Annotated in this window: 9 protein-coding genes; 7 read left to right on the top strand and 2 right to left on the bottom strand. The window is 63.7% G+C overall.

The features are described 5' to 3' along the window. Window positions 1–82: 82 nt before the first annotated feature. Window positions 83–2581, top strand: a complete 2499-nt coding sequence (locus ACFVBH_RS27100; RefSeq protein ID WP_379005715.1) for an ATP-binding protein — start codon at window positions 83–85, stop codon at window positions 2579–2581. 102 nt (window positions 2582–2683) lie between these two features. On the opposite strand, the gene ACFVBH_RS27095 is transcribed toward ACFVBH_RS27100, so the two are convergent. Beyond that, window positions 2684–2926, bottom strand: coding sequence for a hypothetical protein (locus ACFVBH_RS27095; RefSeq protein ID WP_379005713.1), 243 nt, complete (start codon window positions 2924–2926; stop codon window positions 2684–2686). Between ACFVBH_RS27095 and ACFVBH_RS27090 the strand changes: the two genes are divergently transcribed. From ACFVBH_RS27090 to ACFVBH_RS27075, 4 genes are all read left to right on the top strand, one after another. Continuing rightward, window positions 2925–3476 carry a hypothetical protein gene (locus tag ACFVBH_RS27090; protein WP_379005711.1) on the top strand — a complete coding sequence of 184 codons (552 nt, stop codon included), beginning with the start codon at window positions 2925–2927 and terminating at the stop codon, window positions 3474–3476. The genes ACFVBH_RS27095 and ACFVBH_RS27090 overlap by 2 nt on opposite strands. A 13-nt stretch (window positions 3477–3489) precedes the next feature. Beyond that, window positions 3490–5235: a type VII secretion target gene (locus ACFVBH_RS27085; protein ID WP_379005709.1), complete on the top strand. Its 1746-nt coding sequence runs from the start codon at window positions 3490–3492 to the stop codon at window positions 5233–5235. Between the two features lie 481 nt (window positions 5236–5716). Beyond that, the gene (locus tag ACFVBH_RS27080) at window positions 5717–6631 is read left to right on the top strand and encodes a C40 family peptidase (RefSeq protein ID WP_379005707.1); all 915 of its coding nucleotides are present in this window, start codon (window positions 5717–5719) and stop codon (window positions 6629–6631) included. Window positions 6632–6743: 112 nt separating this feature from the next. Next, the gene (locus ACFVBH_RS27075) at window positions 6744–8576 is read left to right on the top strand and encodes a hypothetical protein (protein WP_379005705.1); all 1833 of its coding nucleotides are present in this window, start codon (window positions 6744–6746) and stop codon (window positions 8574–8576) included. Window positions 8577–8588: 12 nt separating this feature from the next. Here the strand turns inward: ACFVBH_RS27075 and ACFVBH_RS27070 are convergent, their stop codons facing one another. Further along, window positions 8589–9545: a C40 family peptidase gene (locus ACFVBH_RS27070; protein ID WP_379005703.1), complete on the bottom strand. Its 957-nt coding sequence runs from the start codon at window positions 9543–9545 to the stop codon at window positions 8589–8591. Window positions 9546–9673: 128 nt separating this feature from the next. Here ACFVBH_RS27070 and ACFVBH_RS27065 point away from each other — a divergent pair, with 128 nt between their 5' ends. Further along, window positions 9674–10771, top strand: a complete 1098-nt coding sequence (locus ACFVBH_RS27065) for a hypothetical protein (protein ID WP_379005701.1) — start codon at window positions 9674–9676, stop codon at window positions 10769–10771. A gap of 858 nt (window positions 10772–11629) precedes the next feature. Beyond that, window positions 11630–13390, top strand: a complete 1761-nt coding sequence (gene eccA, locus ACFVBH_RS27060) for a type VII secretion AAA-ATPase EccA (protein WP_379005699.1) — start codon at window positions 11630–11632, stop codon at window positions 13388–13390. The last annotated feature ends 4 nt before the right edge of the window (window positions 13391–13394 follow it).

Here is a 13394-nt window from a genome sequence, read left to right as displayed (position 1 = left end):
ACCGGTTGCTCCCCGGGACGGCGAAAGTATGTAGAACATCATGCAAGAGACTCCACGTAGCAACCCCCCAGGGCTCGGGGCGGTGAGCGAATTCATCGGACGTCATGAGGAACTCAGGACGCTCGTCGAACTCGAGCATTCAGGCAACGCCCGCCTCATCACCGTGACCGGACCCGCCGGCATCGGAAAGACACGCCTGGTGGGGGAAGTGGCCCGCCGAAACTTGGACGAGCCCGACACCGCGGTGCACTGGGCGAGGCTCAACCGCCTGCCCCCGAACGCCACCACCGGCGCTATCGCCGAAGAGGTGGTCCGTTGGGTCGCCACCATCGACACCACCGGCCGGTCCGCGTGGGACGTGCTGATGGACACCCTGACAACCCGCGAACCGCGCGTCCGCACGGTACTGGCCCTCGACAACTGCGAACATCTTCTACCTGCCACCGCTACCCTGGTCACCAACCTGCTCGAGAGCCTCCCCAGCTTGGTGATCCTGGCTACCAGCCGGGAGCCGTTCGGCTGGTCCGACGAGTACATATTCACCATCCCGCCACTGCCGATCGACAGTGCCATCGGCCTGTTCAAGCGGCACGCCCGTCTCACCCGCCGCCCCATCCCCGACGATCCACATCACCTCGAAGTCGCCAGGGAAATCTGTCGACGAGTCGACAACAACCCTTTGTTCATCAGGCTGGCGGCCGCGAGACTTTCACATCTGCCGATCGAAACGGTTCTGCGTGAGCTCTCGGGCAAGCCCGACGACCAGCGAATGCAGTGGCACCCGCAAGATCTTGCCGATGTCGATGACCACCACCGGGCGGTACGCGACGCGATCGCATGGTCCTATGACATCTGCACTCCCGCCGAACAGCTACTGCTGGAACGATTCTCGGTGTTCGCGTCCGGCTTCGAATCCACCGATGCCGATGCCCGCGGCGGCGGAGCCGAACTGCGCGACATACAAGCGGTGTGCGCCGGCCCGGACCTGTCTCCCGAGGACATCACATGGCTGCTCGAACGACTCGTCGAACGTTCGCTGGTGTCAACGCACTTCACCGCGACCACCGTCCGGTACTACCTACTGCACAGCGTTCGCGCTTTCGCCGCCCAACGGCTTGTGGGCCGCGACCCGACCGCCCCCGCGCCGTTGCTCGCACGCCACCGCCGCCACTATCGGGACGTGGTCATCTCACGAGAAGCCGGATGGTTCAGCGCAGGGGAGCCGGCATGGTTGGCCTGGGCGCGAGGAGCGTGGGAGGACCTCCTGCAAGCGATCGACACCAGCTTCGACCACCCGGCAGAAGCCGTCGTCGGGCTCGAAATCGCCATCCTGTTGATGGGCACCCGCGCACCGTTCGTACTGGCGGCCAACCGCATCATCACCCGCCTGGCCGAACAAGCTCTGGACACCACGCGCACCGCCAGCGTGGTACCAACCAACCTCCGCATCGCCGCTACCGCTCTGATCGGATGGAACGCGCTGTGGCAGGGGCGCCCCGACTACACAAGCATCTTGCTCGACGAATGCGCACACGCCTGCCTGCCCGACGATGACGTGCGTGAGCACTGGCGGTCGACCGCTCTAATCGACATCGGCCTACCCGCCCCCGTCGAATTCACCTGGGGATTCGACATGCTCATGCAACTCGACCCCGCCGCGATCGACGTGCTCACCCGCGCACACAACAAGTTCGAGCAGATCGGTGACAAGGCGGGCGTCAAACGCAGCAAGCTCTTCCTGGTCCTGGCGGGCGGCCTGTTTCATCAGCCCGCTCAAGCCCTCTATACCGCATATCAGTACTTGAAGAACGCACAAATCTCGGGGGCGGCCGAAGAAGTTTCCGGTGCCGAGCTGACCTGGCTGATCACCCTGACGACTCACGGTGACCCCAATGCGGCCGAACGAGCCGGACGTGATCTGGTGAAGAAGCATCAAGTCGGTGGGGACCGCTGGGTCAGTGGAATGGTGGTCCAATACGTTATGGCAGCACGCGCACGTGTGCTTGCGACCATGGTGGACGCACAGCCTGCACACCCGGCGCAGCACCTTGCCGCCGTCGCTATCGAAGTCGCGACCCTGCAGGGCGGCTTGTCCACCCTTCATCGTTCCATGGGTTTCGGATTTCGAGATACACCGTTGATCGCCCGCGAGACCGACAATGCGATCAACGTCGCTACCAAGGTTCTGGGCCGCGAGGCCTATGCCTCGATGGCGCGGCGCGGCGCTCTACTCCGACCCGAAGCCGACGAGTTACAGCGCTTCGTGCTGGGCGACTTTTCCCTCGATGATGTGGCTCCCGGTTCGATCGGCCCGGCTCGCGCTCTTTCACGCTGGCGCGATCTGACCCCGGCGGAATCCGAGGTCGCCACCCTGGCCGCAGCGGGCTGGCAGAACGCGGCGATCGCCGAACGACGCGGCTCCTCTATCCGCACAGTGGACGCCCAAGTCGCGGCGATCCGCCAAAAGCTCATGATCACCACGCGATCCGACATCATTTGGCACCTTCCACCGGATCTCGAGGACCGCGTCCACCGCGAGACGCAGCAGTGGCGAAATCAGGCCATGGCACGCAAGACATAGCCGATACGCGAACAGTGCTGCTATACATTCGTACAGGTCTGCGCAGCCGCGGGTCGGGAACGGGACTGCGAACCGGTTTTCGTGATGTACCGACCTCCGTCATCAGTTCCCGGGACCGCTGACGAGTGCCGCTACCAGTCGGCGGGTTTCCCGGCGCCAGAAGTCCGCCAGTTCCTCGATCACCTCGTCGAACTCACGATGATCGTCTTCGGACCACATAGCCCACTCGCGGCCCAATCCTCGTGTCATCAGAAAATTCAGGTAGGCGGAGGCTCCGGCACGATCACGAACGAAACAGGTCTCGAGTTCCACCTCGATCGGCAGAGCGAGATCGTCAAAGCGCATGTCCACTCCCTCGTTGTTGCACCGAGCAGGGAACCTGCTGCCCTCGGCCCAGATGCTTGCTCGCGCCACGGAATCCGAGTCTCACACCTTCCCACCTGCGAAAAGCCACTCCCCAATCGTGGGGAGCTTTCACAATGTGGGTAACGCAGGAGAGAAAAGGGGAGTGCCCACGATGCGCGAGCAATTCGACATAGATACCGACGAACTACGCAGGCGGGCTGCTCAACACGCAACAAGCGCCCTCGAAACGCGAGCGTGGGCGCGTCCCCCTACCTGGATCGACACCTTCATCGCGGACAACGGCGTCATCACCGCGCAATTCCTCAACGACATCGCGGATCCCTTCTATCGCACCGAACGGGTCGCAATCGCGGAACGTGTGGCGTGCACCGACGAGGACACCGCCGACCTGCTAACCCAAACCGCTCGCGTGCTCGAGGCGCTCGACGCCGATTCGATGGCACAGATCCGGGCGGCGGCCACCGCTTGGACCGACGCTCGCCGAACCGACTCCGCGGCAACCGATCCAGCCGGTCCATCGTCGAGGTGAAGGAGGCACGCCCGTGACCGACAATCTCGATCTCGATCCCATGGCTCTGCGCCGTGCGGCGCTCAACCACGATCAAGTCGCCATCGACACCCGGGACTGGGCCGCACCACCGAGTGACTGGTTGGCCGCGTTCCCCGAAGCTTACGGTCCGATCGCCGAGCCGGTACGCATCGCGCTGCACAACTTCTTCAACGCACGCAAACAAGCGGGTGATCGTCTCGCCGACGCGCATGACCAGACCGCGGCAACACTCCGCGAAGCAGCGGACGCATACGAACGTGCCGACCGTGACGCCGCGTTCACAATCCTGCGCACCGGCACCGACACGACCAGCGCCCAACTCTCCGCTCCCACCGGCACCGCGATGCCCGATGCTTCCGCCGGCACGTCTGCCCCGGCCTACAGCCTTGGTGCAGGTCAAGACCAGCGCCAGGTTTCCCACGCCGTATCGCAGGACGAATCTGTTCATCAGGTGGCCCCGTCCGGTCCGACCCCGACGACGATGGCGGCCGCTCCGGCGCAGTCGAGCACCGGCGGCCCGTCCAGCCTCTACACGGCGACATCGGGGACATCGTCACGGGGCTCGGTGCCAGCAACGGTGGGCGGTGACCGCGTCACTTCCAACGGCGTCAGCGGCCGTTTGGATACGCCGCCACCGACACCATTCCTCGCAGCCGTCGCCGCGGCTCGTGACCAGGCGGCGGAGCCTGTGCATGTGCTGGGTGAAACAGTCAGTCAAGACCTGGTGATCGCTCGAACCCTGCTCGGTTCGGTGCTGGCAGCGCTGGACTCAAGTGCGATCGGGATGAGCTGGGCTGTATCGGTCATGCGTGGACCCGCGGGCCTCGGTCTGTTCCTGACTTCGAACGAAGCACGAGGGTGGCTGCCACCCGCGGTGTACCTGCCGCGAGAAGCGTCGACACCGTGGAACTGGACCGAATTCCTGGCGCGTGAGGCCGAATCGGGAGTAGCCGGCTGGGAAGGCGTCTCCGACCCCGCTCGCATTCTGGTCGAGTTCGCCCGAGAGTGGGGACACAAAGCCGGTGCGCAACTGAGTGCACTCGCATCCTCCGGTCCCATCGACGCACAACTGCGCGCGATGTTGTCCGACGTCGCCACCGCCGAACACGTGTCCCCCGAGGCCCGCGTGAATCTGCGAGTATTCACCGCCGATACGACCGACCGGCTCGGACTCACCGGAGCGGTGGAATCGTTGGAGTTCATGGCATCGGTCGAAGATTCCGCTGTCTTCGAACAGTGCCTGCGACTCGCTAACGACGGGCATCGCCGCTGGGGTCGTGCGCCGGTGACCTCCGAAGCGGGCATGTCCTACCGTATCCGCGAACGCATACTGGACACTCTCGCGGAGAACCGTGATGTCAGCGAGCACCTCTGGCAGGCCCTGCACGACGCGGATGCTCTGCTCGCGGCCGAAGTGATGACCCGGCGGCACGACACCAGCCGAGTACCGTTGGGGCACTTGCGCCCCAGCGACGATCCGGTCCTGCACCATCTGCAATTCGAACGGCGGTGCAACGAGCTGTTGCTGCCGTTGGCCACAACACCGACCCGTCAGACTCTGCGCGACGGCTTGTATGCCCATGCCCAACTCATCCAGCATCCGCGCTTCCGGCCCGAAGCCACGACCGCCGCGACCGCCATCGTGCCGGGCGGTGCCGCGTCGTCTCCAGCGGTGAAGCCCACCGCAATCACCTCCGCGCCGACGGACATGCCGCCGCCGACAACATTGGCAACCTGACGGCGGGACGGTTCTGGTGACCCACGCGGAGACTATGACCGCTTCCTCTCCCGACTCCTCCGGCACGGGCGAGTCGGGATCCGAGTGGCACCAAGGGGAGGCTCCGGCGCCGCGAACCGACCATCGTGGCAATCCCACTCCGTGGCAGCTGAAGCGAAACCCCGCCGCCGCGCCTCCACCCACCGCGCCCAGTGTCTCCGAACCTCAATCACCTGGCCTGGCAACCCTCCCCGACCCCCGGACGCCAATGACGTACTCCTTCGGGCCGGTGCTCACTTCTTCTGCAACCGGCGGCCTCTCGACCGCAGTCGGTGACCAGCAGGTCGACGTCCCATCGGCATCGACTCCTGCGAAAGAGCCCGGCTCACCCGCCGCGGAGCCCGAAGACCCCGACACGCGCCCTCCGCCCGTCCCAGCGGCGCCACCGATCGACCTCACTCGACTCGCTGAGGTCGCGGCACCTCTCGCTGCCACCGCGGCGATGATGCTGCCCATCCTGGGGCAAGCTCTCGGCGGCCTGCTCGGCGGAAGCTCCCAACAGCCCGCAGGTGGGGGAGTATCACCCGAAGCCGCTCGCGCGTTGCAGGCGATATCGGATATCGAGCGGCTGTACGGGGCCGGCGGTGACATACCCGCCTCTCGATCACCCGCCACCGCCAACCCCGCAAACGGCGCCGGCGGACTCGACGAGTACCAGCGAACCGCCCTGTACCAGCGCAATGCCGCTAACTCCTACGACCGGCTCGACGGCCAGCTCAACAAGTATCTCTCGGAGCTCGCCGCGAAGAACAAGGCCGCAGCGGGCGAGCTGCGGGAGATTCGCGCAGATGTGGTGACCCGGATCCGCGCACTGAACTCAGCCGCGCTCACCCCCGCGGGACGCCGACAAATCGACCATCTCATGGTGCAGGCTCTCCGGCGGGCGCACACCATTGTGGGCGACACCCAAGCCACCAGCGCGGAAATAGCCCGGGCGGTTGACCGACTGTCCGACCACTACCTCTCGGATCTTGTCCGGACCCGCGACAGGGGCACCGTCGCGGGTGAGGCTGCCGTCCGCACCGCACTCGCACAGTTGGGAAAGAAGTACGTATGGGCCGCGGATGGCCCATCGACATTCGACTGCTCGGGATTGATGAAGTATGCCGCCGAACACGCTGGAGTGAGACTTCCGCACAACGCAGCCCAGCAGCTGGCTGCCACCCGGCGTATACCTGCCAATAAAATCAGGCCCGGAGATCTGATCTATCCGAAGAATCTGTTCAAAGGTTCGAGGCCCGGACATGTCATGATGTATATCGGTGACGGAAAAGTGGTCCACGCAGGAGGTCCTAAGCCGAGTAAAGTTCGAATAGCTTCGCTCCCGAAACGCTATGTGGCCTCACGCTGGACATGACTGCCAGCCATGGGGATAGCCGAGACTGACAGCAACGGCGCGCGCTCCCGCGCTACCCTCTCACCGGCATTGCTCGACAAGTAAGCGATGTTCGAAAACCAAGGTGACCGTGATGTCTGAAGCAGAAATCCATGCCCGATACTCCGACCGCCTCATGGTTGGGCAAGAGCTCGCCAGTTTGCGGTCCGGCAATGGCGAGTACACGCTGTCGTGGAACGAGAAGGGCGGCCTCGCTCTCGTTCGAAACGACGGCTACATCACATGGGCATCCGGACCCGCGAAATTCGATGGAGAGCAATGGGCCACACTCGGCGATGATGGCTCCCTGAAAATAGTGTCACGAGCATTCAGTAGCACATTGTGGTCTACGCAGACACGCACTACAAGTGCAGCCAATCTCCGAGTCGGCGACGACGGGAGCATTGCGCTCTACGACAAGAATGGCTCACTTTTGTCGTATCTCGTACCTGCCGACGATAAGAAGAAGCATCTATTTCGAGTGTCTCTGTTTCGGCCCAACGGGAGAAGTGACACGCTGGACGAGATCATCCGATTGAACGAGATAGCCCTCCAGATGCTTGTCGACCTGCTGGGTGCAGGCACTCCTTCGCGTGGTCGTGAAGTGACGCAGATAATATCGAGGAGCTTCGGCTCGGGCACGATGGAATCCGCCATCAACGAACCCTATGTGGAAAACGAGGGAAAAATCGATAAATTGATAGACGAGCTCGTCGTGAAAAGTTCACAGATTTCCGGAGCTGCCGAAGGTATAGTCGCTAAGGTTCAGAAAGAGTCACATGACATACGCGAACTTCTCGCAAAGCTGGACACCGAACTACGTGCGGCGATCACCAAGGTAGAGGTCATTGACAACGTGTGGACGTACTCACTAGCCAAAGAAATAGAGAGCGGTCTCATCACCGCAATCGAATCCACGCGCAACGCGGTCGAAGCGAGAATAGGCAGCGTGCACGACTTGGTCGCTGAGGCGTCCAAGAAGTTACAGACCACTCCGGGCACAAAAGCGGGAGGCAACGCTGGAACCGCTACTGCGGACGACACGACCGATGAGAACCTGAATAACCCTGGTGACTGGGGCGAGACCTCCCCGAGCGATTCGGACTTGCTGAACCAACTCGGACTGGGCGGTGACCTCGATTCCGACGCGGACCAGCTGCGGGACTCCAACCGCGCGCCTGATCCCGAACTCAGCGCCGCTTTGAAATCACTGGCTACAAGCATCGCCAACGGTGCCGCCACAGGAACGGGGACCTCCTCTCCTGCCGGCAGCGATCCCATGCAGAACCCGATGGTGATGTCGATGCTCGCGCAGGCGCTAGCGGGAAAAATGGGCGGAAACAACAACACGACCCGCCGACCTCCCCGAGACGAGTCCGCCACGATCGAGACCGAGCCGCGCGAGGATCGAGTGATCGAGGCCCCAAAAGACACACCACCATCGCAACTCGACGCGGCACCGGCCCCGGCAGTCCAGGCGGACACCCCCGGCGCACCGGCTGCCGCGCCCGACTCCGCCGCCGCGCCGGTCGGACCGATAACGATCACTCAGGCAGATGGCAGCACCGTGCAGGTCGCTGGTCCACCGGTCGTGGCAGAGGCGCTCAACCGGGAACTCAACAACGCCAACGGCAGCAACGCACACGCCGCCTACCAGGGAACCACCGGCGAGAACACGCAACAGCACCCGTGGGCCGAGCTGGACAATCCCGCGGACCTGAGCACCGGTGACGTCGTGCAATGGGAGAACCGGACAGGATTGATCGTGCTGAAAGACGGTGTGCCTCACACCGTCGCCAGCACCAAACTTGTTCCACTCGACCAGCATTTCCCGGTCGACGACGGCCACGGCGACTACGGTCAATTCGTGGGCTTCTACCGCCCCACCGGCGCCGGCATCGGACTCGAAACGGCAACCACGACCTGAACCCGACCGAAGTCACAAGACCCGTACAACCACCGCGTCCGGGGGCATCGGCATTCTCCTCACCCGAGCCCCGGTATATGGCGCCTCGATCACGCCGCCCTCCACCGCCAACTGGACATGCTCAGGACCTCTCGAACCCCACGGATCCCGCGGAAAAACCAGATCTCCGGGGCGGGCATCACCGGGATGGACCCGGATCCCACTGTTGATCTGATCGTATGTCGTCCGAGGCAGCACTACCTCACCATTGGTTGCTTGAGCGATCGCGTATTGGGTCAGACCCGAACAGTCGAATCCGCCTCCGCTGGGACCTTGCGCACCGCCACCGCCCCAGACATACGGGGTTCCCAGCCAAGCCGCAGCCGCATTCTCGGCGCGTGCACCCACCGAATCGCCAGTGGTGCCGCGACGACGTTGCGGACCGCGCACGGCTGAATTCGGGCGATCCCTCTGACCCGCAGGCACGACCCTGGCCACCCTCGATCGCCGCGGAATGCGCCGTCGCCGCACAGGAGACGGCGACGCGGAAATCTGGGCGGCCTGCCGCTGGGCCGCGATCGCGTCCGAATTCACTTGGGAGCCCGCCGATGACAACAGCCGGTTAGCCGAATCCAAGAGCGCCGGAACACTCAGACGAGTGTCGGCGATCGCCGCGATCGCCTGAACCCGCGATCGAAAATCAGCGACGTGGTTGTCCAGCGTCACCCGCCCGACGACCGTTCCATCACCGACGGTGCGGGTTACCGTGCGCACGACGTCGTCCCTCGACGCGGTCGTGTCGAGAGCATGTGTATGGGAACGAACCATCTCGCCATAGGCGGCGATGCCGAACGCCTTCGATCCACCTTCCGGTAGCGGATCGATTTTCGTGCGGGGAGCGGAAATCTCCAGCCCACGAGGTCCGGCCGTGCCATACAGCCCACGCAAAGCCCGCAAAGCGTAGTCTGCTTGCTCTGCGTAGTCCATCATCTGAACAGGCCATTCTCTGTGATTGATCGCCGTGACGGCCGGATATCCTATTTTCACTCCTGCTCGGCGAGACTGAATTCCCACCAGAGAGAGGTAGCCCGTTTCCCAGTCGCAGGAAGCAGTGACAATTGAGGAAATCGAAAGGCGGGCGCTGGAGAATGGTGTCAAGAACCGAGGAAAACGACGTCGATCTCGATACGCTGGGCACGCGCACGGACCTTCACCATCGTGCGAAACCGCTTGTAGCCCCCGTTGGTGCCAGTGCGGGGCTGAAGAAGGTCATCGCCGCGGCCGAGGCCGCGCGACTGTTGGCCGTGAACATCCTGGGCCGGGGACCGACATGCCCGCCCCCGCGGCGAACACAGCCCTACCTGGTGCCACCGAGTTTGCCCGAGTCCGGATCCTCGGGGCAGGTCGTCGAAAAGTACACTCAGACGCTTGATGGCTTGGCCGGTCGGATCGTGACACTCGAGCAGCTCGATGACCAGGTCGCGGCCGCGACTCTCGTCGTCGGCTCCGGACGAGTCAAAGCCCTCGCGGCGGTGAACTCGATCTTTACCACCCTTCAGCACAAGTTCGATCTGGCTCAGAAGGGCGCCGATCCGAAAACAAAACGTCTCAGCGCCGCGCAAGAGTCCACGCTTTTGGCCGAGATCTCCGATGCCATCCAGGCCGCGTTCGAGCACATCCGAAAGGTGCTGCGGGTCAACGAGGAAATGGCCGGCGGTGCCGGTAGCGGGACCGCAACTCCTAGCGGCACCGGTGGGGAAGCGGGCGGTGGGGGCGGGGGACTTGATATCGGATCGATCCTGCAGGGAGTACTCGGCCTCGCCGTACCGATGCTCGCTATGCTGCCCACGCTGCTTCCTGACAACTCCCAGCAGGAGAAGAGTGACCAGGAGCGGTCGAACGAGGGCGCAGATACAGACAAGAGACAGTCGGTGGACCCACGCCCGAGCTCACCCCCCGCGTCTGCGCCCGATCCTGTCGCGCCACCCCAGCCTGTGCTGTCGGCTGACTCCGCACCTCCGGTGCTCGTGCCGTCGACCGTGGACGCGCCACCCGCACAAGAGAACTCAGCGCCCGCGGTGACGTCACCGGGACCCGTCGCTCCAGCCGCACCCGGCCTGCCGAACGATCGTAAGAGGCCCCCGGCGGTCACGTCGCCGGACGAATCGGTTCAGGAACCAGAGGAATCATTGGTGCCCGATCAGGGCGGCGTATGACCGTGCGGCTCGGAGAGGGTGTCCGGCGGGAGTATCCGAGCCCGCGCCACGGCGACGACCGGCGAACGGGCAGTTGTTCGTCGGTCGTCGCTACGGCTGGGCGACCTGCCAGGGGAGCAGTGCGGATCTGACAAGCCCAGGCCCATGCGCTTCTGGTCCTGCACCGGGCCGGTGACGGCTGGATCTTCGAGAAGCGAACAACCAACCGTCACGAGAGTATCGTCAAATAGCGGCTCTCTCAACAGCGGCTTATTGGACGAGGATCGGCCAGTGCGCACTCTCGCGAAGAATCGGGCACGATGTGATGAGCCGCGACCAATGCTCGGAAGGCCGCGGTTTTGTCGGGACACGAGCCGACCCGGCATTCTCGATGCCATTGCATCAGCTTGTGTGCCCGACGTAGCTCACCCGGTGACAGCAACGCCGCTGCCGCTGTCTTGTCGTCCGCTTCATGATGCGAAATTGATTCGAGCTCAACTGAATTCGATGTCGTAGGTGGAGCATCTTCGCCACGGGCGTGGTGAGGGTAGGGGCGAAGGCAGGCCCCGGTGACAATCAGGCACAGTAGCGTAGTCCCCGCCATTGCGAGGAAATGCCAGTCGAACATGAGGAAACCGTCCCTTCCACGACGGTGATCTAAGGGGTCGGGGAGCGTTCCGCTCGGGAGGTTCGTCGACTCCGCGGATCAGTGAGTATTGAGCACTCAACGATACGTTGATTAATGAGCCAATAACTAGCGGCATATTCATGTCTGGGAATAGGTCGGTTCCTTCTTCCCACCGGTGGGAGTGACCCGGGATGCGGCCCGCAACGCCCTCGATATCGTTCAGCCAAGCGAGATCGGCGGAAGGATTCCGAGTGTCAGCGGCCGAAGACGCCTTCTATACCGGCGTGCAATGCCTAGGTTTGGTAGCCGGCGGCGTCCGCAACGACGAGCGCGCCGGAGCGGCATTTCGTGCCGCCACCGACCTGGACCCGGACATGTGCGATGCGTGGCTCGGACGCGCGATGGCCGGCGAGATCACCGCCGAAGTCATCTATGGCGCGTACCGATCCGTACACAACCTTTACCGCGACCAGCAGAAGGCGGGTCTCGTCGAGCGGACGCTCTGGTGTCAAGCCGAGATTCGTGTCTTCGGCCTCCGAATGCCGATGGCGGACCGAGACCAGATCTCCATCGCCCAGGCATGCGAATACGCCGATGCGGGGGAGTGGGGCGAAGCCGCGACGATGCTCGCGGAGATCCGAGCGGATGAGGTCGCCGAGTTCGTACGCATGACCCTGGACTTTCGCACCGGTCGATGGCCCGACGTTCTGAGCACACGCGCCAAGGCGCCTTCGTTCAGCGACCGTCTTCTCGACATCGCCGCGGAACTGATGGCTGCCCAATCCCTGGCTCACCTCGGAAGATTCGGAGAAGCCCTGCCGCGCGCGAAACGAATCGTCGAGGAAAGCGCGAGCGGCAACCTGTCCTACATCTGGGCCGACGCGCATTTTCTGCTCGGTATGATCCTGCGCCACACCGGTGACCACGACACGGCCGAACGAGTCCTGGCAGGACTCCCCGGATCCGCACTCTGGTCCGATCGATCGATCTGGCAACAAGCCGTGCGAGACAAGGCCTATCGACTCGAGGTGACCACGCCTGACGTGATCGCATCTCGAACCGACCGCTGGGACCCCGCTTCCGGGGCCGACCCCGCCCAGGTCATGGCCTTCGCGGCCAAAGAACAGCGCAGCGCGCTACTGCGCGAAGCCTCCACCTTGCTCGACGCGCAAATCGGTATGCAGTCGGTCAAGGAACAAGTCCAACGGTTGCGGTCGGGTATCCAAATGGATCGCGTACGCGCCACCCGGGGATTGGCCGTGGACACCAAGTCACAGCACCTCATTTTCTCGGGCCCACCCGGCACCGGTAAGACCACCATCGCGCGAGTGATCGCCAAGATACTGGCGGGGCTGGGCGTGGTGGACAACGCCGACGTCATCGAGGTCTCCCGTCAGGACATGGTCGGAACACATCTGGGGCACACCGCACCGAAGACCAACGCACTCATCGACTCCGCGCTCGGAGGGGTGTTGTTCATCGATGAGGCATACACCCTGATTCAAGAAGGTCTTTCGGGCGGAGACGCTTTCGGAAAAGAAGCGGTCGACACACTGCTGGCGCGCATGGAGAACGACCGCGACAAACTCGTCATCATCATCGCCGGGTACGAAGACCAGATCGACCGATTCCTCGCCTCCAACGACGGGCTCGCTTCACGATTCACGAAACGAGTGCGCTTCCCGTCGTACGATCCGGACGAGTTGGTTTCCATCGCCGACCACATCGCCGAGGGCAAGGACTCCGTGCTGTCGGACGCTGCCCGCGACATCCTGCGCGAACGTTGTGAACGATTGGCCCGACACTCGCGGCAAGGGCGACGACTGATCGATCTGGCTGGCAACGGACGATTCGTACGCAACGTCATCGAAGCGGCCGAATCCGAACGTGACTACCGCGTCACCCGCGACCACCCCGACGTGTCGGAACTGACCGACCTGGAACTGATGACCATCGACGCCTTCGACATCACCACGGCGCTGGCGGGACTGGCCCCGTCCGACCCGGAGTAGCCGG

It is taken from the genome of Nocardia sp. NPDC057668 (genome assembly GCF_042799795.1).
Classification (GTDB): domain Bacteria; phylum Actinomycetota; class Actinomycetes; order Mycobacteriales; family Mycobacteriaceae; genus Nocardia.
This window is presented reverse-complemented; position numbering and strand designations above follow the sequence as displayed.

Coding starts and splice junctions, on each gene's coding strand:
- ACFVBH_RS27090 (WP_379005711.1), top strand. CDS start 2,925: ATGTCCACTCCCTCGTTGTTGCACCGAGCAGGGAACCTGCTGCCCTCG.
- ACFVBH_RS27095 (WP_379005713.1), bottom strand. CDS start 2,926: ATGCGCTTTGACGATCTCGCTCTGCCGATCGAGGTGGAACTCGAGACC.
- ACFVBH_RS27080 (WP_379005707.1), top strand. CDS start 5,717: ATGATGCTGCCCATCCTGGGGCAAGCTCTCGGCGGCCTGCTCGGCGGA.
- ACFVBH_RS27075 (WP_379005705.1), top strand. CDS start 6,744: ATGTCTGAAGCAGAAATCCATGCCCGATACTCCGACCGCCTCATGGTT.
- ACFVBH_RS27070 (WP_379005703.1), bottom strand. CDS start 9,545: ATGATGGACTACGCAGAGCAAGCAGACTACGCTTTGCGGGCTTTGCGT.